The sequence below is a fragment of the Bacillus sp. TH22 genome (assembly GCF_016651015.1).
Lineage (GTDB): Bacteria > Bacillota > Bacilli > Bacillales > Bacillaceae_G > Bacillus_A > Bacillus_A mycoides.
Genome location: NZ_JAEKER010000001.1, coordinates 817753 through 839113 on the forward strand (window position 1 = coordinate 817753; position 21361 = coordinate 839113).

General features: G+C 34.7%; 18 protein-coding genes and 1 pseudogene. 5 read left to right on the forward strand and 14 right to left on the reverse strand.

Features of this window, described 5'->3' with window-relative positions:
• Positions 1 to 12 precede the first annotated feature (12 nt).
• The 5 genes from JFU18_RS04095 to JFU18_RS04115 form a co-directional block, all read right to left on the reverse strand.
• A complete protein-coding gene (locus JFU18_RS04095) occupies positions 13 to 906 on the reverse strand; it encodes an isochorismatase family protein (protein WP_201033160.1) in 894 nt (297 codons plus the stop codon).
• A gap of 24 nt (positions 907 to 930) precedes the next feature.
• Positions 931 to 2547 carry a (2,3-dihydroxybenzoyl)adenylate synthase gene (locus JFU18_RS04100; RefSeq protein WP_002192926.1) on the reverse strand — a complete coding sequence of 539 codons (1617 nt, stop codon included), beginning with the start codon at positions 2545 to 2547 and terminating at the stop codon, positions 931 to 933.
• Positions 2548 to 2559: 12 nt separating this feature from the next.
• The gene (dhbC, locus tag JFU18_RS04105; protein WP_201033159.1) at positions 2560 to 3759 is read right to left on the reverse strand and encodes an isochorismate synthase DhbC; all 1200 of its coding nucleotides are present in this window, start codon (positions 3757 to 3759) and stop codon (positions 2560 to 2562) included.
• A 26-nt stretch (positions 3760 to 3785) separates the two neighbouring features.
• Complete coding sequence (gene dhbA / locus JFU18_RS04110) at positions 3786 to 4571, reverse strand: 2,3-dihydro-2,3-dihydroxybenzoate dehydrogenase (RefSeq protein WP_002012767.1); 786 nt, start codon at positions 4569 to 4571, stop codon at positions 3786 to 3788.
• Between the two features lie 628 nt (positions 4572 to 5199).
• Positions 5200 to 6402, reverse strand: a complete 1203-nt coding sequence (locus JFU18_RS04115; protein ID WP_002127286.1) for an L-lactate MFS transporter — start codon at positions 6400 to 6402, stop codon at positions 5200 to 5202.
• Positions 6403 to 7054: 652 nt separating this feature from the next.
• On the opposite strand from JFU18_RS04115, the gene JFU18_RS04120 reads away from it, so the two are divergent.
• Positions 7055 to 7240 carry a YkvS family protein gene (locus JFU18_RS04120; RefSeq protein ID WP_002012762.1) on the forward strand — a complete coding sequence of 62 codons (186 nt, stop codon included), beginning with the start codon at positions 7055 to 7057 and terminating at the stop codon, positions 7238 to 7240.
• Between the two features lie 63 nt (positions 7241 to 7303).
• Here the strand turns inward: JFU18_RS04120 and JFU18_RS04125 are convergent, their stop codons facing one another.
• On the reverse strand, positions 7304 to 7603 hold the full coding sequence (locus JFU18_RS04125) for an ArsR/SmtB family transcription factor (protein WP_002012759.1): 300 nt from the start codon (positions 7601 to 7603) through the stop codon (positions 7304 to 7306).
• A 219-nt stretch (positions 7604 to 7822) separates the two neighbouring features.
• Positions 7823 to 9019 carry an alanine racemase gene (gene alr / locus JFU18_RS04130; protein ID WP_201033156.1) on the reverse strand — a complete coding sequence of 399 codons (1197 nt, stop codon included), beginning with the start codon at positions 9017 to 9019 and terminating at the stop codon, positions 7823 to 7825.
• 483 nt (positions 9020 to 9502) lie between these two features.
• Between alr and JFU18_RS04135 the strand changes: the two genes are divergently transcribed.
• Positions 9503 to 9640: a hypothetical protein gene (locus JFU18_RS04135; RefSeq protein ID WP_002012757.1), complete on the forward strand. Its 138-nt coding sequence runs from the start codon at positions 9503 to 9505 to the stop codon at positions 9638 to 9640.
• A 125-nt stretch (positions 9641 to 9765) separates the two neighbouring features.
• On the opposite strand, the pseudogene JFU18_RS04140 reads toward JFU18_RS04135, so the two are convergent.
• A pseudogene (locus tag JFU18_RS04140) lies at positions 9766 to 11135 on the reverse strand (lytic polysaccharide monooxygenase).
• A 332-nt stretch (positions 11136 to 11467) separates the two neighbouring features.
• Between JFU18_RS04140 and JFU18_RS04145 the strand changes: the two are divergent.
• A complete protein-coding gene (locus JFU18_RS04145) occupies positions 11468 to 11641 on the forward strand; it encodes a hypothetical protein (RefSeq protein WP_002012755.1) in 174 nt (57 codons plus the stop codon).
• Positions 11642 to 11727: 86 nt separating this feature from the next.
• On the opposite strand, the gene JFU18_RS04150 is transcribed toward JFU18_RS04145, so the two are convergent.
• The 4 genes from JFU18_RS04150 to JFU18_RS04165 all read right to left on the reverse strand — a co-directional run bounded on the left by JFU18_RS04150 (position 11728) and on the right by JFU18_RS04165 (position 16668).
• A complete protein-coding gene (locus JFU18_RS04150; protein WP_201033742.1) occupies positions 11728 to 14817 on the reverse strand; it encodes an AAA family ATPase in 3090 nt (1029 codons plus the stop codon).
• A complete protein-coding gene (locus JFU18_RS04155) occupies positions 14814 to 15971 on the reverse strand; it encodes an exonuclease SbcCD subunit D (RefSeq protein ID WP_201033154.1) in 1158 nt (385 codons plus the stop codon). The genes JFU18_RS04150 and JFU18_RS04155 overlap by 4 nt, the downstream gene beginning before the upstream one ends.
• Before the next feature lie 15 nt (positions 15972 to 15986).
• On the reverse strand, positions 15987 to 16226 hold the full coding sequence (locus tag JFU18_RS04160; protein ID WP_002085739.1) for a DUF2584 family protein: 240 nt from the start codon (positions 16224 to 16226) through the stop codon (positions 15987 to 15989).
• A 184-nt stretch (positions 16227 to 16410) separates the two neighbouring features.
• Entirely contained in the window at positions 16411 to 16668 is a 258-nt protein-coding gene (locus tag JFU18_RS04165) for a hypothetical protein (protein WP_002012747.1), read from the reverse strand.
• A 350-nt stretch (positions 16669 to 17018) separates the two neighbouring features.
• On the opposite strand from JFU18_RS04165, the gene JFU18_RS04170 reads away from it, so the two are divergent.
• Both JFU18_RS04170 and JFU18_RS04175 read left to right on the forward strand, forming a co-directional pair.
• On the forward strand, positions 17019 to 18071 hold the full coding sequence (locus JFU18_RS04170) for an enoyl-CoA hydratase/isomerase family protein (protein WP_002065275.1): 1053 nt from the start codon (positions 17019 to 17021) through the stop codon (positions 18069 to 18071).
• A 159-nt stretch (positions 18072 to 18230) separates the two neighbouring features.
• Positions 18231 to 18863 carry a LysE family translocator gene (locus JFU18_RS04175; RefSeq protein ID WP_201034589.1) on the forward strand — a complete coding sequence of 211 codons (633 nt, stop codon included), beginning with the start codon at positions 18231 to 18233 and terminating at the stop codon, positions 18861 to 18863.
• A 106-nt stretch (positions 18864 to 18969) separates the two neighbouring features.
• Here JFU18_RS04175 and JFU18_RS04180 read toward each other — a convergent pair whose 3' ends face one another.
• Together JFU18_RS04180 and JFU18_RS04185 are read right to left on the reverse strand one after the other, a co-directional pair.
• Entirely contained in the window at positions 18970 to 20430 is a 1461-nt protein-coding gene (locus tag JFU18_RS04180; protein WP_016126890.1) for a CoA-acylating methylmalonate-semialdehyde dehydrogenase, read from the reverse strand.
• A gap of 39 nt (positions 20431 to 20469) precedes the next feature.
• The gene (locus JFU18_RS04185) at positions 20470 to 21360 is read right to left on the reverse strand and encodes an NAD(P)-dependent oxidoreductase (RefSeq protein ID WP_201033152.1); all 891 of its coding nucleotides are present in this window, start codon (positions 21358 to 21360) and stop codon (positions 20470 to 20472) included.
• Position 21361 lies beyond the last annotated feature (1 nt).

The window sequence follows — 21361 nt, forward strand, 5'->3', positions numbered from 1 at the left end:
GTAGTCTATTTGTTACAGCACTTGTGCTGCTTGTGAAGATAGTAAACGGTACCAATCATCAACAGTTGGACGTTCTGCTAAATCTGCAAAAGTGATTTCTTTCCCTTCGCGGCGCCACTTCTCTACTAAACTCATAATTCTGACCGAATCAAGTCCTCTATTTAATAAATCTTCATCCACTTCAATACTCTCTACTGGCTCACGGAGTAGTTGTGCAACTAGTTCATGCACTTTCTGTAAAGTGATTCCTTCACTCTCATCACCCTTTAAACTTTGTAAATCTTTTAATAGTAAGTTTGTTGACGTCGTTACTGCACATCTATTAGATGCATACTCCAATGCTTGTTTATGATGCTCTAGTGAAAAATCAGCAACTGCATCTGCTACAAAAAATGGCTGGATACCATCCATAAAAGCTTCACAAGCTGTTAAAAGGCAGCCAATATGCGCATAAATACCGCAAATAATAAGTTGATCTCTTCCCTGTTCATTTAAAATTTCTAATAGATTCGTCTTTTTAAATGCACTATATCTCCATTTTGTTAGGAATATATCATCCTCATCTGGAGTAAGTTCATCCACAATTTTCTTTTTTTCTGGTCCAGCAGGAATACCGTCACCCCAAAAATCTTGTAATAACCCTCGTTGTTCTAACGTTTGTCCACCAGGTTGCGCTGTATAAACAACTGGTATACCAAGTTCCTTGCATCTTTCTCTTATCACCTTAATATTTGAAATTAGTTCTACTTTTGGCGATTCTTTATCGCTATATGCATCAAGAAAATATTCTTGCATGTCATGGATTAGAAGAACCGCACGTTTCGGATTTGGCGTCCAATTCACTTTATTTTTTGGTAGTTCTGATTCAATTGGCATTTTATATACTGAAATAGATGGGATAGCCATCTAATCACTTCCTTCCGATTTTTATTATTGTTTTACTGTAATAAGTTTTTCAGCAATGACTTTACGTAATTCTTTTTTGCTTACTTTTCCAACACCTGTTTGTGGGAATGATTCAATAAATTCAATTCGATCTGGAATCTTATAAGCTGCTATACCACGTTCTCTTAAGAACATTTTTAATTCGTTTGCAGTTAGGACTTGTCCACGAGCGATAACAAAAGCGCAAGTGCGTTCTCCTAAATAATCGTCAGGCATAGATACAATTGCTACATCATGTACTGCATCATGTGCTAATAGATGATTTTCAACCTCTTCCGCAGCAACCTTCTCACCGCCACGATTAATTTGATCTTTATCTCTTCCTTCTACAATGATGTAACCTTGTTCATTTACTTTTACAAGATCACCTGTACGATAAAATCCATCCTTTGTAAATGATCGTGCATTATGCTCTTCCGCTTTATAATAACCACGAATTGTATATGGCCCTCTTGTTAATAAACTTCCTACTTCACCGGGTTTTACATCGTTATCATTTTCATCAACAACCCTTACTTCATCGAATGTAGACATCGGTCTACCTTGCGTATGAATAATGATTTCTTCAGGATCATTTAATCTTGTATAATTTACTAACCCTTCTGCCATACCGAACACTTGCTGTAACGTACATCCAAATGTAGGGCGAATACGCTTCGCAACTTCGGCACTAAATTTCGCACCTCCTACTTGAATAACTTGCAGGCTCGATAAATCGTCGTTACGGGAAGATGCTGCATCAAGCCAAATCATTGCTAATGGTGGAACGAGCGCTGTAATCGTAACTTTTTCTTTTTCTATAAGAGCAAATGCCTCATCTGGACTACCTCCAGTTGCCAATACTACTTTTCCACCCGCATAGAAAGTTCCAAATGTCCCTGGAGAACTCATCGGGTAATTGTGTGCTACTGGAAGAACTGCCATATAGACACTTTCTGCATTTAAATTACAAATGTCAGCGCTAACACGTAAACTATAAATATAGTCATCATGTGTTCTAGGAATTAATTTAGAAAGTCCTGTCGTCCCTCCTGATAATTGGAGAAACGCAACATCACTTGGCTGAACTTCTGGTAACGGAATCGGATCCATATAAAGATCAGTTATGTTCACGAATTCTTCTTCTTCCCCCACTACGATTACATGTTGTAAAGCGGGAACTTTCTCTTTCACTTCTCTTGCTAGTTTTCGGTAATCAAAGCCGAGAGCCTTATCTGAAATAATGTAAGCACTCGCCTCACCAAACTCGCAAAAATAACTAATTTCACTACTGCGATGAGAAGGTAGTGCAAAAACAGGAAGCGCTCCAATGCGAAATAGCGCAAAGCATATTTCGAAAAACTCTATAATATTAGGTAACTGGATTACAACTCGGTCCTCTTTCTTTATTCCTAAATTCAGTAAACCTGAAGCTAAGCGATCTACCTTTTTATCAAGTTCACTATACGTTATATGCGTATTACTACTTACAACCGCAATTTGATCCCCATATTTTTCAGCACGTTCTTTTAACATCGAACCAAATGTTTCTCCAAGCCAACACCCTTCTTCTCGATAGCGATTGGCAAATTCTTTTGGCCATTCCGTATAACCTATTAACATTCTTTCTTCCCCCTATTTTTCATTCAGCGCATTATCTCTTAACCCTAAAGCCTTCAACATTGTTTGGAACTTAGCTGATGTTTCTGCTAACTCATCTTCTGGCTTTGATTCAGCAACAACTCCAGCACCTGCATATAAGCGAAGTGTATTCTCTTGCACTTCAGCACAACGAATTGTAACAATCCATTCGCCATCTCCATTTAAATCGCTCCACCCTAACATTCCTGTAAAGAATTCACGGTCAAATGGCTCAATTTTTTGAATAGCCTCTCTCGCTTCTTCCATTGGAGTTCCACAAACTGCTGGCGTAGGATGAAGAGCAATTGCTAATTGTAAAGAAGACGTATTTGGGTCCTTTAGTTCACCTTTCACTTCCGTAGACAAATGCCACATTGCTTCACTATGAATAACTGAGGGTTTTTCTGGAACATGTAATATATGACAGTAAGGGCGAAGCGCAGCGGCAACCGCTTCAACTACTACCGCATGTTCATGTAAATCTTTTGGAGAAGAAAGTAATTCTTCTGCTCTTCTTTTATCTTCTACTGGATCCTCACTTCGTGGTCTTGAGCCAGCCAACGGATTAGAAATTACTTGCATACCATGACGTGAAACAAGTAATTCAGGACTTGCTCCAATTAACGTCTTACTGTACTCTTTTTCATCTTTCGGCAAATTAACAGCAAATGTGTAGCCGTGCTTATTATGTTCCGCTAATTCACGAAGTAGTTTTTGTTGATCAATTTTCTCGGAAGACTTAACATCCAATGATCTGGATAGAACGATTTTTCTTAAATCTCCGTCCTGAATTTTTGCTATTCCTTGCTTCACACCATCCATATAAACTTCAGGAGCTGGAACCGGTGTCATTTCAAATGTCAGTTTCTCATTTCGTTTTATCTCATTTGTTGTCTCTAACTGTAAACGCTCAGTAATTCTACTATGTTCTGGTACGATAAGTTGAACTTCTTTTCTACGATCAAAAGGCAAAGCACCAACAACGATAGGATTCGGATTTCCGGCTTGTTTTGCATTACTTAATACCGCTTGTACAAGTTCTGGAAAACTTTCAATTTCATGATGTTTTACTGTAGTAAACTCTCCTTCTGTCAATATCGTTCGAGTTGGTGAAGCGAAAAAGAACGAAGATTCAGTTTTATAATCTTCTAATAATTTTTCTGACAGTTCCTTTACGGCTATAAGTTCATTCATAGTATTAAAACCTCCTGAATTTTTTATTAAACTCCTAATGTAGCTCCGCCATCGACACATAAATTGTGCATTGTAATATGACTCGCTTTATCAGAAGCTAAAAACAATACTGCTTCAGCAATTTCTGAAGGTTGTGCAATTTTTTGTAACGGAATACCGAGTCTATATGTATTTTGAGAACCAGCAATTATATTTTCAGCTCCATTCTCATCAGCCCATAGTAATCTTTGCATTTCAGTTTCAGTAGAACCAGGAGAAACTAAGTTGCAGCGAATATTGTATGCTGCAAGCTCTAATCCTAAACACTTCATAAACATTGTCGTTGCAGCTTTTGATGCAGCGTACGCAGCCATTTCCATTCTCGGAGTATTTGCCGCATTTGAACCAACTGTAACAATTGCCCCTGACCTTCTTTGCATCATATGTTTACTTACTGCTCGAGACATATAGAAAACTCCTGTAGAATTTACAGAGAAGGTTTTATTCCAATCTTCATCACTTAAAGAGTGAATTGGTCCCATACGTAATACCCCTGCAACATTTATTAATATATCTATTGGTGCTATATCATTTTCAATACCGTTTACCATATCTTCAACAGCGGTACTATCACTCACATCTAAATGAAATGTTTTCATACGTGTTTCATTTAATTCATTTTCATTTAAGAGTACGTTTAACCCCTCTTCATTTTGATCAACCGCAATAACTGTAGCCCCTCTTTCTAAAAACATTTTGGCAACAACACTGCCTATACCTTGAGCTGCGCCTGTTACTAAAACCGTTTTTCCATCAAATTCCCCTAAGTTCATTTCCTCTATCCTTTCATTTGAAAATTGATCTAATTAAACAAATAGTGATAATGATAACGATTATCACTATCAATGTAAAAATAATACACTTACTAAACTAATTGGTCAAGTGTACTTTTCATCAAAATATTATTCATTGATAATGTTTTTCATTTAATATTCTTACATCGAAATGATAATCTTTCTCAATAAACTTGTCAACCTATTTTTATTTTTCAGATAAAATATTTTAGTACTTCTCAATACAATTACATCTAAAAGCATTAATAAGTACTTACATTAAAAAATTTAATTCGTACTCCTCTTTTTAAAATTGAAGAGGATAAACTGTAGATACCTTCATTTACAAAGCCTTACCAAAAACTCAAGTATATATTTTCTCAACATTTTTCTGAAAATATCGAGAAAGTATATCTTGCAATTACCGATGCATGTCGTGTTTATAATTTAAGATTTAATAAGTATTTCGAATATAATATATCAATTTATGATATTCCAATATAATCCAAACGGATACTTTACTCATTTTTTTGCCTCTAGAAAATTCCACATGTTGTAATTCATAAAAAAGCACCCTATTAAATAGGGTGCTTTTTAGTAAACATAGTGTTAAAGAAGATTTTTATACTTACGCTACACTGCGATACTCTTCTTCTTTTTCTTTTTTCTGCTTAGGCACTTGGATTAAAAGTGCGATAATAAATGATACGACACATAATACGCCGATCACCATGAAAGTTGGTTTGAATCCACCTAGAACTGCACCGATAAAGGAACCAGCGAGCGCTCCAAATCCAAATCCTTGATACACAATTCCGTAGTTCTTACTATGGTTTTTCATACCGTAGAAATCACCAACGATAGCTGGGAAAATAGTGATATTTCCACCAAAGCAAAACGCTACACTTGCTACACATACGAAGTAGATACCATAATTTAAATCTACGAAACTTAAAACCAAGACTGAAGCTGCCATAACAACAAATGTACCAGTAACGATTTTTAAACGGCCGATTTTATCTGATAACGGTCCTAAAATAATACGACCTAATGTATTGAAGATTGCAACCATAGCCACCGCATTAGCTGCTGTCGCTGCGCTAAGCCCTACAAGTTGAACACCAATGTCTTTTACCATACCAATTAAGTATAAGCCACTCATACATGATGTAAATAACATAATAAATAATAAGTATACTTGTTTTGTGCCTAACATTTCTTTCGTTGTATATTCCTGAGTTTTTGTTTCATGAACTGCTCCTTGATCTGCAGCTTGATGGATTAAACAAGCGCCAAGGACAATCATAGCTGTAACAATTAAACCCCAGTATATAAACGCTTGTGATACACCAACTGATTCAATTAACTGTGCGTTAATATATTTAAAAATTAAGCTACCCGAACCATATGCAGAGACAGAAATACCAGCAATTAAACCTTTACGCTTTGGAAACCACTTTATTAAATTGGATAATGAAGTGATATATGCTGTACCATCTGCATAACCTACAACAACCCCTGCTAGTACATAAAGCAATATTAATGAGGAAGCTTGTGAACTAAGTATTAATCCACTTCCTAATGCTAGTCCAGCTATCATAATAAGTTTACGAAGTCCCCATTTTTCTTGCAATTTACTCGCAAATAAAGTTGAAAACGCTAAAGACAGGCTAGTAATTGAGAAAGTTATAGCAACAGCGTTAAGACTCCAACCGTATTTACTCACTAAGGGCTGATTGAATAAACTCCATGTATATATCGTACCAAGCCCCATTTGTACTATGACTGTTCCAAGGACAACAAGCCATGGATTAACCGATGATTTTTTCATACCATCTCTCCTCCTCTTTCTATTTCAATGCTATTCGCTAAATATGCTTTTTTTATTTTTATTTTCGCCACCTCATTCGACTTAACAACTTCATTGTATAGGATGTTTTCGCTTATGTAAGCACTTACAAGATGGAGCGTCAAAAATATGGAATCAGTTACAGAAAACGAAGGGTGAAATACAAAAAACTACTTGTTAAATACGTAGTAGTTTTTATAATGTTTTACATCAATACGACTTACGGAGCTTTCACATCCTCTTTTACCAAAAAAATTATCGAATTATCCATGGCTGGACTTCAATATTTTGCTTATCCTATTCTTATTTAACTCTTCAACGTTTATAACATGTTGCGTCTGTATTTCTTGATACAAATCATTTAATAGTCTTGGAATCAAAAATTCCATCTTTTATACATTTCAACTTCCATATATCTTGTTTTTTTAACGAAACATACAGAATTACAACGTTTTTTTACAATTTTATACATAAAAATAGAAAATATATAATTCATTTACATAATGTTGCACTTTAATTTTTACTAAACAACAAATATTTTATTGATAAATAAAACTAAACATTCACTAATATATCTATACGTGGTTTAATATATATAATAAACAAACATTTCTGACTTTTATAAGGAGGTACTATGAAAGCAAACGTAGGCGATACTATACTATTTCAACGAAATAACTTAAAGATCACAGCATCTGTACTAAAACTATACACTGAATCGGTCTTAGTTGAAGTCACAGATGTAAGCGGTGGTACTTTTGAATTTGACCGAACAATTGTAAATCATAAAAACTATAAAATTTTAAATGCAAATAAATAAAACAATACAATACAAAATAGCCCCTGCTTAACAGCGGAGGCTATTTTGTATAATAACAATTCATTAATTTACATATCCTAAAACACTAACAATCTTGCTTGCTTTTAAATTATTAATATAATAATAAATTTCTAACCCTCTTCTCTCAGCTCTTAGCACTTTACCTTTCATTTTTGATAAATGCTGCGAAACAGTCGATTGAGGAATATTCAATATTTCTGTTAATTGTGTTACATTACAAGTTTTGCGTGCACTTAATTCATTTACAATTTGTAATCGTATTGGATGCGCCATTATTTTTAAAATATCCACATCTTCTTCAGTTACTAAACTTTTTTTTATCTCGCTCGTATATGTTGTCATAAGACATTCCCCTTTTATATCGATTCCTTTTTCTTTAGATCCATTTCTAAAGAAAACCACAATACCCAATATGTAACTCAGACCCTTATATAGAAATAATAGGATTTCATTTCATTAAAAACAGAAATGCTATTTATTTTATTTATTTGGTACATATACATAATACAATTTTAATATGTGCTGCATGTGAAGTTAGCATAGATTTATGGTGAAGATTCTTCATTCATTTATACATAAACTGATAGGACTTCTTCGTAGTTCATTTATTATTTCGATTGGCTTATTGTCTTTTATATAGATGCGAGGTATCCTTCTACTTAACATACAAGTAATCTCATAATTAATTGTACTTAACATATCTGCAACGCAATCTACACTTATTGATTCCTCGCCTTGATTACCATAAAAGACCACTTCATCCCCAACATGTATTGGCATGATTTTTGTTACGTCCAACATTAACTGGTCCATACAAATACGTCCTATAATAGGAACTTTCATACCCTTTATTAATACAAACCCTTTATTCGAGAGTTGCCTGCTGACACCATCCGCATATCCAACCGGTATCGTCGCAATCCATTCTTCTCCTGTCGCTGTATATGTTGCTCCATAGCTAACCCCATTTCCTTTTTTTACTTTTTTGATATGCGCAACTTTTGATTTAAATGTCAGGATAGGATGTAACGAAATAGCTTCTTGATTGACATCTGCAGATGGATAGAGACCGTATAACGCAATTCCAAGGCGGACCATATTTCCTTTTGTTTCTCGCATATCAATTGTAGCAGCACTATTATTGGCATGAATCCATGGAATAACAATTTGTAACTCTTCTGCTTTGCTTACGGCTTTTTGAAATACCTCTTGTTGCATGAGAGTATACATTTTATCCCTTTCATCTGCACAAGCGAAGTGCGTGTACATTCCTTCAACCTGAATATATTTTGTACACTTTAATGTTTGTAAAAACAATGTGACTTCATTAAGTTGTAAACCAAGTCGGCTCATTCCAGTGTCAATTTTAATATGGATGTACGCATTCTTTTCCATTTGTGAAGCAACCTCTTCTATAGCATGCAAATCCTCGATTGTATATACTGTCATGCTTAAATCATACGTAATTGCATCTACTATCGCTTCATACGGTGTGTATCCAAAGATTAATATTGGTACAGTTATACCAGCTTCTCTAAGTTCAATTCCTTCATCTACAAACGCAACTGCCAAGTGACTTGTGCCTGCCTCTATTACCGCCTTCGCAATCGGAACTGCCCCGTGTCCATAGGCATTCGCTTTTACAACTGTCATAATTGCTGTACCAAATGGAATAGCTTGTTTGTACTGTTGGAAATTACGTTGCAGTGCATTTAAATCAACTTCAATAATAGTATGTCTACCGTAGTTAACGTTCATAATTTATTTACCTCCTATATTAAGCTATCAAAAATGCTCTTCCTGAAGAGCCAAGTTCATGAATCCGTAAAAGTCATTAGTATTCAAACGAAAATCCGTCGGTTATTATTTTTTTAGTATTCCTTCAGTTATTTTTACCTCGTAGCCTTTTGTGAGCTAAAATCGTTAAAAATCACATTCACTCTCACCCTCATATTTTTACATATCTTCACCTATCCAAAAAGGTACACACATTATGTATTTTTACAGTCTAGTGGTATGGTGAAGAGGTATAGATATACCTCTTTGTAATACAATTGCTTTTCGAAGTAATACTATATGAGTAATAAATATATCTACTGTATAAAAATATTCATAAGATGACGTCATGTCCTACAACTATATAATTTAACAATTCATTTTTAAGGTAATTTTAATGTATATTAACCATTTGAATATAGTAATATATAGTTTGCGAATTGATAATTAGGAGGCTGTTTTAAAGTGAATTACAAAAAGGGTATTTTAGTTGGTCTTATATGTGTATTTGTATTTTCATTAAGTGGTTGTAATTTTATCGATGGGTTTAAAAGCGGATTTGCTTCTAAAACGGAAAAGGTAGAAAACCAGGAGGAAAAATAAATCCATACAAAAAAGACGACATTTTATATGTCGTCTTTTTTGTTTCAACTTTAAAGTGAACTCTCATTATTACTTTATTGCACCAAAGCCCGTCAGTCATTCCTTAGTTCAAAACCAGTAAAAGCTTACACTGTTTTCCATAATGATAAAGCATAAATCCAGTTTGGATCCCCATTTCCTTGGTAATTTTGGACAGCTTCATACACTTTCCCTTCGTGCATGACTCTATCTCCCTTTTTATATGCCTTTTTTGAATTCCACGCTTCGTATGAAGCGCTTTCAGTTTTTGTGGTAACTGTGAATACATCGCTTTGTATTGATTCATTACCAGCTACATCAACAACTTTCACCGCATATTTATATGTAGTATTAGCAAGCAAATTTTTGTCCATATGAGAAGTAGTGTTGGATGTTCCAATTTTTTTCATTACGCCTGATATTTCTCTGTAAATATCGTAATGGTCTACACCGTCATTATCGTCAGACGGACTCCACATCAGATCAACACTTGATGCTGTCGTTCCCATGCTGTGTAATCCTTTTGGCTGTGTAGGTGCTTTTGTATCAAGAATCGCTACTGATGTTTTCACTTTAACTGCCGTACTTTCTTTCGATACATTTCCAGCTGTGTCAATCGCTTTTACAGTATAAGAGTATTCAGTACTTGGTTGTAATTGTTTATCAATAAAATGAGTGCCTGGTACTGTGTCAATAATCTCTCCATTGCGTAGGACCTGATAACCTTTTACCCCTACATTATCTGTAGAAGCGGTCCATGCTAGTTCTACACTATTTGCTGTAACTTTTGTTGCCTCAAGTCCATTTGGATTACTTGGTACTTCTGTGTCTGGTTTTTCATTATTGACTAGATTTACATCAATTACATTATAGAATGCATTTGCTGTATCAGCTACATCCCATACCGCTAAAATAACATGGTATCCACTACGATCAGTAGGTACGTTAATTTTGTGATTTAAATTGTTTAAAGCTGCAGAACCATCATGTTGTACAGTTCCAATTGGCTCAAAGTCTGCTCTTGTTAGCGCTTTATTTGGATTCCAACCTTTTTTCGTAATATAGTAATGCCATTTGCTTGTTAAGTGAGGAGCTGTATACTTCCATGTGAACGTATTTTCTCCACCTGTTATCGTATTTTTAAACCAACGCTCTGTTGTTTGTTGATCCAAAATACCACCAAATTTCCCGCCTGCCGAAGCAATCTGCCCATCAACTGGGCCAACTTGCGGAAATCCTTTTGGAGCGCTTCTAAACTTTGAGGTTCATACATAATACTTCCGCAGTTCACGTTCAGTGCGCCGTAAGTGGGGCTACATAAAGCAGAACGACTTCCAGGTTTTTCAACAAAACTGTGTGCATATGCATTTTGAGGAATGAGAGTCGTGCCTATGATTCCAGCCGTTAATGCAACGGCTCCCAGGCTTTTCTTGTTCATCTTCATATTTAGTAGGTGTTTTAAAATTCGATTATTCATGTTCGTATCCCCTTCTTGTTATACTTCGTAGTGTGATGAGGGCTTTGATGCAAAAGAATAACAATAAAGACACTTGTTTTGGGGAGTGCGTAAGAAACGCACACTTAATAATGAACGAATGTTTCATTCATTATTATTGAATATTTAACTTTACGGATATATTATGACATATAAGCTACTAAAACTTGTGCAGAAGCGTTGAACTTAATACTAACACTAGCTAAATATTAAATTCACTTAGATGCTTATACATACAACCTCTTCATTTTTAACACATGTTAGGCGTTTGTATATACTATTACAAAACACATTTTTATAAAGGAGGGAATCATATGCCTACAATGTTACAAGAAGAAGTTGAAGAAGCACGAGAAACATATGTCAGTCGTATCATATTAGTAGGTGGATCAGCATTATTTTTAGCGGGTGGTGTTATATCGGCAATTTCTGCTTTTAAAACTTATAATCGATTATCACATACGCCGCCTACTTCAGATAACTCATAGTTCCTTATTTCATACAAACGCCGCCTCCAATAAGGAGACGGCGCTTTATTTATTATTTCACTAAATTTTTCAGCAATTAAATCTTGTTACTTCACCACAAACTTAGTCTGACTACAACCATCCTTCTGCTTCGTTACTTCTAATACAGCTGGCATTGCGTTTTTCAGTTCTTGAACGTGTGAAATTACACCGATAAAGCGACCTGATTTTTGCAAGTCGATTAGGGCGTCAACTGCTTTCGTTAATGACTCTTCATCTAATGAGCCGAATCCTTCATCGATAAACATCGTTTCGATGGAAATACCACCCTCATACGCTTGAATTACATCTGCCATTCCAAGTGCTAAGCAAAGTGATGCGTTAAATTTCTCACCGCCAGATAATGTTTTTACATCTCGGGTTTGACCTGTATATGCATCATGTACATCTAATCCTAATCCACTTTGTCGATTCCTCTTTTCAACTCGTTCGCTTCGTTTTAAATAAAATTGTCCATTTGATAATTTACGTAGTCGTTCGTTCGCAATTTGAACAATTTGTTCTAAATACTCAATTAAGATGTAACGTTCAAAGGATATACGACTATCGTTATCCCCTTTCATTACTTCATATAAATCAACAAGTTCTTGGAATGCTTTTTCTTCCTCATGAATTTGTTCATCAATTCGTTTAATATTTTCATGTAAATCCGTAATATATGATACGGCGTTTTGAGCACGTTGTCGTTTTTCTTTAATAATATCAAGGCTAATTTCCAATTCTTTCACTTGCTCATCTAATGAAGAAATGTCCATATACTCTTTATCTTTTAAGTCTGCTTTTAATTCTTCAATTTGTTTTGTAAGTACTTCTAGAGATGAGTGATAACTTTGGATTTCTTGTTGTAACTTATCCATCTCAGCATCATTTAATTTGGATTCTTTATATGTTAATTGATCTGTAAATCCGCTTTGTTCTAGCTCTTTCATAAAGCGTGTGAAAGTCTCTTCTTTCTTCTCTTTTGCACTATTAAATTGATTAGAAGCATTATCATGTTCTGCTTGAATACGTATATTTTCATTTTGACAATGTTGATACGCCTCTTGTACTTTCTCCCATTCATCTTCCATTAACCTAAGTTGTTGCAGAGCTTGGTCAAACTGTACTTTCCAAGCTTGTACCGTTTGCAAGCTTTCCGGAATATTTTGCTTATCATGTTCATATGACGTACGAAGCTGCATACACTCCATTTCAGTACGGTGCTGCACAGTTTCTACTTCACGCTTTTGTTTCTGGAGTTCTTCTACTTTTTCTTCTACGCTTTTTATATTCACAGCAATTTGCTTACGCGTTTCTTCACTTGCTTTTAACGCATTAACTTCTGCTGCTAATTGCTTTCCTTTTTGAACGAGCGCACTATATGTTTCTACTAATTCTTCCGAGCGATAGCCTCGCTTTAGCACTTCTTCTATCACTTGTTCATATTGAACTCGGTAGAAATTCCACTTTTCTTCTAATTGAACATGTAATTTTTCCGCAATATTTTTCTTTTCTCTTAGCTCATTTAACTCTTTTTCATCAATTGCATTACTTTGCTCTGTAGCTTTTTTCGGGTGGTCCACACTACCACATACAGGACAAGATTCACCATCATGTAAATGAAGAGCTAATATACCAGCTTGTTCACTTAACCAGCGGCGTTCCATATTTTCATATGTACTAACTGCCTGTTGCATCTTATGAAACGCACTTTCTTTTTCTAGCTCGTATTTTTGTTTTTCTTGCCATACATCATATGCCTGCTTTAATACTTTTGCATCTTCTCGCATATTCGTTAGTTCTTCTACTTTAGCCACATATTGTTCAAGGGCTGCTTCTAATTGCTGTAATTCGCCAGACATTCTTTGTTTTTCATTTTTATGCGCTTCTAGTTGTTCATCTAACTTTTGCATACCTTCTTTTAATTTTCCTATTTGAATTTCAGCATTTTGCAAATTTAACTTTTTCTCAGCTAATGATGCAATAATTGGCTGTAACTCTTCTAGTCTTTGAACTTGTTTTTTAGCATTTTCTCGCTCGGATGCCTTATTCTTTAATGCTTCATATTTCTCCTGAGCAAGTGCAAAACTGTTCATTATATGCTCTTTTTTTGCGATTATCTGTTTTAACAAACTTTCAGACTGCTGTTCATATTGCATCGCTTCCTCATACCATTGCTCAAATGGTAATAATCGCTTCGCCTGTTCCGCATGTTTAAAAGATTTTTCTTTCATTTCGATTACGGCACGGTTTTCTTGTAAAATACTGTACTTCTCATTCTTTTGTTCTAAATCTTTGAATTTCTCATTTACAGCTTTTGCTGCATGAAAACGTGCCTCTGCTTCTTTTAATTGTTTCGTTTTGTCATTTTGTTCTAAGTGTAATTGCTCAACCTCTGCATTGTACCAAATTGTTTCTTGTTCTAATGCCTCTACTACTTGATGTGTATTTACATGCTCTTGCTCCACTAATGTCTCTAATAATGCTCCATCACGTATTGGTAATTTAAATACATTACGGAAATATAGCTCACGTTCTTTTTGTTTTTCTTGTAGGACGTCTTTCCATTGTTTACGCTTTTGATCTAATATCTCACGCATTAATTTATAACGATCTGTTTTAAAAATGCGGCGTAGTATTTCTTCTTTATTTTCCGTTTCAGATGTTAATAATTTTCGGAACTCTCCTTGCGGTAACATGACAATTTGGCTAAATTGATGTTTACTTAATCCAATTAAATCTTCAACTTTTTTATTTACATCCGTTACATGAAAACGATCGACACATGGAACTTTTTCCTCATCAATTACTTCATATAATTCGACTGCATGTCCTGTAATTGTTTTATTTCCTTGTTTTTTATGGCCCAGTTGTCGTTTAATTTCATAACTTTTTCCTTTTAATTGAAAAGTTAATTCCACACTTGTATAAACATCATCATCAGCAAATTGGCTACGAAGCATGTTTGTATCACTGCGCTCTTCTCCACTAGCCTCTCCATATAATACATAACAAATCGCATCAAAAATCGTTGTCTTTCCAGCTCCTGTATTTCCAGAAATAGCGAAAATACGATGCTCACCAAGATCTTTAAAATCGATTACTTCTTTCTGTTTATATGGACCAAACGCGGTCATTATAAGCTGAATCGGTCTCACCCTCGCTCACCTTCCCGTTCTTGCACTGTTTGCAAAACATCTAAAAATAGACGTTCTTTCTCTTCTGATAAATCTAGCCCTTTCATTTCTTTATAAAATGCTTTTAAAAGAGATAAATCATCCGTTTTATGTCTTGAAACAGTTACTTCATTTTCATCTGTGGACTCTCGTCTTTGAATAGATCTTTCAACATGCATTGCATTTGGGTATACAGAACGTATTTTTTCCATTGGCTGCAAGACAGGATTTTCATCTAATAATTTCACAAATACATAATCTTCACTCACTGGATGAAGCAATAAATCGTCTATTTTCGCTTCTACTGTACGCATTTTACGACGTGGTGTAAGTAAACGTTTTTCAATTGTTGTTTCACCTTTTTCATCCAGTTCCACAATATAATATCCTTTTTTATGCTTTTCTTCAGAAATAGAATATGCAAGTGGTGAACCTGAATAACGAATTGTCTCATTACGTACAAAATGCGCTTGATGTAAATGGCCAAGCGCCGTGTAATGAAACTTATCAAAATAATGGCTATTTACATATTCAGCACCACCAATTGAAAGTGGTCGTTCCGCATCACTCGTATTTTCCTCTGCCTCTCCTGAAGAAGTTACAAATGCATGTCCTACAAATATGTGTCTCGCTTCTTTATCCATCGTTTCAGAGAGTTCGTTCATAAAAATACGCATCGCATCATCATGAGAACGAACATCTTCATTTTTCAATATGTGTCTAACAATACTTGGATCTGCATACGGAACGAGATGGAAATGAACCTCTCCGTATTCATCATTTAAAACAACAGGATTGTATGGAAACTGGAATTGTCCAACAATATGTAATCCTTGTTTTTTCATTAAATTACTACCAAAATGTATGCGGTCCGGACTATCGTGGTTTCCTGCAACTGCAATTATTGGTGTTTGTAAATCAATAACTATCTTTTGTAATACATCATTTAATAAGTCTACTGCTTCTGTAGGTGGAATTGCTCGGTCATATAAATCTCCTGCAATAATTACAGCATCCGGTTTTTCCTCTTCAACAGCTTGTACAAACTGATCTAACACAATTTTTTGATCTTCAGTCATATATACACCATGAACAAGCTTACCTAAATGCCAATCCGCTGTATGAAAAAACTTCATATTACCCTTCTCCTTTTAGTTTACTGATTGTAGTGAAACAAGCTGATAGTTTAGTGTAGTTTTTCCGTTCTCCCATTCTAACTTTTGGACAATTGCACTACCGATTCTTTCTTCGTTTGATTTATATAAAGGCAATATTTCTTGAATAGTAAATAGATGATAACCATCTAAAATTAATTGAAATAAATTATCTTCTATATGTAATCTTACTTCTTTTTCATTTGAAATAATTTTTGTATGCATCTCAAATTTCATGCTAGATACAACCCCTTTTTTCTAATCTCTACATTTTAATAGTATAGTGGTCATGCAAGATTGACAAGTAAATACACCGCGATGTACATACTTTTTTAATTATAAATATTTTATGTTTTTTTATATGAAATACGGTATGTGAAATTATTAATCTACAAAAATAAAAATGCCCTTTCAGGCATCCTTATTTTTGTAAGTACTCTTTCATAACATAGTACAATACAGTTATTAAGACAATCGCTACAAAAAACGCAAATACGGCCACAACATACCCATCTTTATTTAATAAAAAGCATATGGAAATAGATATTATAAAAATCGGAAACACGAGACGTACCTTAGCCTTCACTTCTTCTGTCGTATCTGTATGATGAAAATACTGTGTAATTCCTACCATAAGAGATGACAAAATAATAACCGACAATAGTAAAGGTCCTGGCATTCCGATCTCTCCTTTCTCTATTTCTAATTATATACAAACCCCGCGCTCTTTAAAAGTTAGATAATTCAGCCTTTTAACTTTTTCTACATCCACTCTTTAATTTACGCCACGTATACTAACTCAATATAAGTTATACATATAATAGCGCCTTCAACACGACATTTTCAAATAATAGCACTTACAGTAATGTTGTAATATTCCTCTTCATTCTCTGAAATCCTGCAAATATAACTCGTCAAAATATGCGATAAATACTAACACTAAGCACCTAATTTAGACAAAAATTATAGAGGACATTTCAGCATGTATCAAGAAATAAGAATAGAAAGATAAGTAAGGGAGGATTTATAATGACTGAACACGTTTTATTTTCTGTTAGCGAAAACGGCGTTGCATCGATTACTTTAAACCGTCCAAAAGCACTTAATTCTTTATCCTATGACATGTTACAACCAATTGGGCAAAAACTTAAAGAATGGGAGCAAGATGAGCGTATTGAACTCATCGTTTTAAAAGGAGCTGGGACGAAAGGTTTTTGTGCAGGTGGTGATATTAAAACGCTATACGAAGCACGTTCTAACGAAGTTGCATTACAACATGCAGAGCAGTTTTTTGAAGAAGAATATGAAATTGATACATTTATTTATCAATACAAAAAACCAATTATCGCTTGTTTAGATGGAATTGTAATGGGCGGTGGTGTCGGTCTGACAAATGGAGCGACGTATCGAATTGTAACAGAGCGTACGAAGTGGGCAATGCCTGAAATGAACATCGGTTTCTTCCCGGATGTCGGTGCTGCTTATTTCTTAAATAAAGCGCCTGGATATACTGGTCGATATGTTGCTTTAACGGCATCTATTTTAAAAGCTCCTGATGTATTATATATTAACGCTGCTGATTACTTTATGACATCAGATTCATTACCAAATTTCCTTACCGCACTTGAAAATGTAAATTGGAAAAAAGAAGATGTACATACTCATTTAAAAGAAGTTATTCGTACATTTGCAACTGCTCCAAACTTAGATGGCAATCTTTCTTCTTCAGTAGAAGAAATTAATTCGCATTTTGCATTCGATACAATTGAGGGAATCATTCAATCGTTAGAGAAAGATCAAAGTCCATTTGCCCAAACAACGAAAGAAAAGCTATTATCCAAATCCCCTGTTTCATTAAAGGTAACATTAAAACAGTTTATTGATGGCCAAGAAAAGTCAGTTGAAGAATGTTTCGCGACAGATCTTATACTCGCTAAAAACTTCATGCGACATGAAGATTTCTTTGAAGGAGTACGCTCCGTTGTAGTTGATAAAGACCAAAATCCAAATTATAAATATAAACAATTAAGTGATGTTTCAGAAGAAGATGTAAATCGATTCTTTAACTTACTTAACGCTTAAACAAAGAGGCCATATATTGTAGCACACTCTCAGCTACTCTATATGGCCTCTTCTTTTTAGTTAAATAATTTTAAATATAATTTAATTTTATTTAACTAAAATGTATGTTAAACTAACGTTAATCGAATTTTCTAAAAACAAAAAAGGAAGGCGGATAACATTATGGAAAATTTTTTTCTGTTTATTATTATGTCTATATGTCTTATTATTCTACCCGGTCCTGATACAGCAATGGCTACGAAAAACACATTGATTGCCGGTAAAATCGGCGGCGTAAAAACTGTTTTTGGTACTTGTGTTGCGCTTTTAATTCACACTTTAGCTGCTGTAATTGGTCTTTCAGCACTTATTGTAAAGTCTGCACTTTTATTTTCTATTTTTAAATATGTTGGTGCTGTATATATAGTCTATATTGGTATTAAAGCCCTTTTAGCAGTAAGAAACACAGAAGACTTAAATACAAATGACGTTCCAATAAATAATGACAATAAACATACTTCTTGCTTTCGCCAAGGGTTTCTTACAAATTTACTAAATCCTAAGATTGCAGTCTTCTTTTTAACTTTTTTACCACAGTTTTTAAATCCAAATCATAATACATTTATACAACTTCTCGTTATGGGACTTACTTATCTCATTTTAACCGTCATTTGGTTTGCTTTTTATATATTTTTAATTGATAAAATTAGTGCTTTTATGAAAAAACCGAAGACACAGCGTTATATTCAAGGGATTACAGGAATCGTCTTAATTGGGTTTGGTATTAAATTAGCCTTTGAAAGAAATAGTTAACACAATACAAACGAAAATACACTACTCCATTATGAGTAGTGTATTTTCGTTTGTATTATTTTTATAATGAGTGGGAATGCACCCCACTCATTATCATTTCACTTTATTAAAACCAGCGCTCAGTTACAACTTTTTTACGTGTATAAAATTGAACGCCATCCGTACCATTTGTACCAAGATCTCCAAAGAATGAAGCTTTGTTTCCTGCAAATGCGAAGAATGCCATTGGTGCTGGAACATTAACGTTTACACCAATCATACCAGCATCAATATTGTCTCGGAATGTTTGTGCATGTTTTCCATTTGACGTATAAATAACAGCACCATTCGCAAATTTCGATTGATTTGTCAGCTTAATACCTTCTTCTAAATCTTTTACTCTTACAATACTTAATACCGGAGCGAAAATTTCATCTTGCCAAATTTTCATTTCTTGATTTACACCATCAAAGATTGTTGCACCAACAAAGTAACCTTCTCCAACTTCTTCATTGATTTTACGGCCATCTACTAGTAAAGTTGCTCCATCTGCTACACCACTATTAATATAGCCTAAAACACGTTCTTTATGAGATTCACGGATTAATGGTCCAACATAATTATCTTCGTTGAAACCGTCACCTACTTTTAACTTCTTCGTTTCCGCTACTAATACATCAATGAATTCATCAGCAATTTCATCAACTACTGCTACTACTGAACATGCCATGCAGCGCTCTCCACTACTTGCAAACGCAGATCCAATTACACCTTGTACTGTTTTTTCAAGATTGCAATCTGGCATTACAATCGCATGGTTTTTCGCACCTGCTAACGCTTGTACACGTTTACCATTTTTTGTACCAGTTTCATATACGTAGCGTGCCACTGGCTCAGAGCCAACAAACGAAACTGCTTGAATATCTTTATTTTCTAAAATACTATTTACAACATCTTTTCCGCCTTGTACTAAATTTAATACCCCTTTTGGAAAACCAGCTTCATAGAATAACTCTACAAGTCGCTCAGCTAAAAGTGGCGTTCTTTCAGATGTTTTTAATACGAATGTATTACCGCAAGCAATTGCAAGTGGGAACATCCATAATGGAATCATCATCGGGAAGTTAAACGGTGTAATACCAGCAACAACTCCGATTGGGTAGCGCCAAATCGATCCATCAATTCCACTAGCAATATTCGGAAGAGCTTGTCCCATCATTAAATTTGGTGCTGATGTTGCAAGTTCTACCGCTTCAATACCACGCTGTACTTCACCAGTTGCATCCGTTAGCGTTTTACCGTTTTCTAGCGTAATGATTTTTGCAAGCTCATCTTTATTTTCTTGTAACAGTTGTAGATATTTGTATAGTTGTCTTGAACGATTTGGAACTGGCACTTTAGACCATGTTTTGTATGCCGCTTTTGCCGCTTCAACAGCTTTTTCAACATCTTCTTTTGGAGAAAGTGGAACGTAAGCGATGATTTTTCCAGTTGCCGGATTCGGAACCGCTTCTACTTCCGTACCAGTAGATTCTACCCATTCGCCATTAATATGATTTTTCACTCGTTTAATTTCAGTTGTAATCATTATATTCTCTCCTTTTTTATCATGGTTTTTATAAGTGCACTATTTTTGATTAGAAATTAACTGTTCGCTAACTTTCTTATATAAAGCAGCCATATCGTTTTCACCATATCCTGCCTCACTCGCTTCTTCATATACGTTTAATAGCATCTCACTTACTGGTAAGTGAAGTTCACTTTCTTTAGCTAACTCTATCGCAAATCCCAAATCTTTCTTTAATAAATTTACAGTAAAGCCTGGCTCATAATTTTCTGATGCAATGAAACTTTTATAATTACGCTCATAAATTCTACTTTGACCGTAACTTACATTTAAAATATCAAACATTTTATCTAAATCCATATTGTTCTTTTTCGCTAATGTTAAAGCTTCACTCACACCAGCTGTATAAAAACCAATTAATAGATTATTAATTAATTTAACAGTTGTACCACTATCAATCTGCTCACTAACATGGAAAACATTCGCTCCAAGTACTTCCATGACAGATTCAGTTTTCTCATACACTTCTTTCGATCCACCAACCATAAACGTTAATGTACGGTTTTCTGCACCAATTACCCCACCGCTAACAGGTGCTGCTAAAAAGTCTACTTTCTTTTCCTTCGCCGATTCCTCTAATTGTTTGTTTAATTGTGGAGATACTGTACTTGTATCAATTAAAGCTACATTCGAGTGGCTATTTTCAAATAATCCTTCTTCCCCAAAATATACCGCTTCCACAGCACGAGGTGAAGGCAAACTTGTAAAAATCACATCGCATGTCTCTGCTAGTTTTGAGATTGATAGGCCGATAATTCCTCCTTCTTTTTCAAAGGAAGCTTCCGCCTCTTTATTCAAGTCCACTCCATATACTGTGTAGCTAGAATTAACTAAATTTTTAGACATTGGAAGACCCATGTTACCTAAACCGATAAAACCAATCTTTTTCATA

Bases quoted from the DNA above. Each gene is read 5' to 3' on its own strand.
- JFU18_RS04095 (WP_201033160.1), bottom strand. From the start codon at position 906: ATGGCTATCCCATCTATTTCAGTATATAAAATGCCAATTGAATCAGAA.
- JFU18_RS04100 (WP_002192926.1), bottom strand. From the start codon at position 2,547: ATGTTAATAGGTTATACGGAATGGCCAAAAGAATTTGCCAATCGCTAT.
- dhbC (WP_201033159.1), bottom strand. From the start codon at position 3,759: ATGAATGAACTTATAGCCGTAAAGGAACTGTCAGAAAAATTATTAGAA.
- dhbA (WP_002012767.1), bottom strand. From the start codon at position 4,571: ATGAACTTAGGGGAATTTGATGGAAAAACGGTTTTAGTAACAGGCGCA.
- JFU18_RS04115 (WP_002127286.1), bottom strand. From the start codon at position 6,402: ATGAAAAAATCATCGGTTAATCCATGGCTTGTTGTCCTTGGAACAGTC.
- JFU18_RS04120 (WP_002012762.1), top strand. From the start codon at position 7,055: ATGAAAGCAAACGTAGGCGATACTATACTATTTCAACGAAATAACTTA.
- JFU18_RS04125 (WP_002012759.1), bottom strand. From the start codon at position 7,603: ATGACAACATATACGAGCGAGATAAAAAAAAGTTTAGTAACTGAAGAA.
- alr (WP_201033156.1), bottom strand. From the start codon at position 9,019: ATGAACGTTAACTACGGTAGACATACTATTATTGAAGTTGATTTAAAT.
- JFU18_RS04145 (WP_002012755.1), top strand. From the start codon at position 11,468: ATGCCTACAATGTTACAAGAAGAAGTTGAAGAAGCACGAGAAACATAT.
- JFU18_RS04155 (WP_201033154.1), bottom strand. From the start codon at position 15,971: ATGAAGTTTTTTCATACAGCGGATTGGCATTTAGGTAAGCTTGTTCAT.
- JFU18_RS04160 (WP_002085739.1), bottom strand. From the start codon at position 16,226: ATGAAATTTGAGATGCATACAAAAATTATTTCAAATGAAAAAGAAGTA.
- JFU18_RS04165 (WP_002012747.1), bottom strand. From the start codon at position 16,668: ATGCCAGGACCTTTACTATTGTCGGTTATTATTTTGTCATCTCTTATG.
- JFU18_RS04170 (WP_002065275.1), top strand. From the start codon at position 17,019: ATGACTGAACACGTTTTATTTTCTGTTAGCGAAAACGGCGTTGCATCG.
- JFU18_RS04180 (WP_016126890.1), bottom strand. From the start codon at position 20,430: ATGATTACAACTGAAATTAAACGAGTGAAAAATCATATTAATGGCGAA.
- JFU18_RS04185 (WP_201033152.1), bottom strand. From the start codon at position 21,360: ATGAAAAAGATTGGTTTTATCGGTTTAGGTAACATGGGTCTTCCAATG.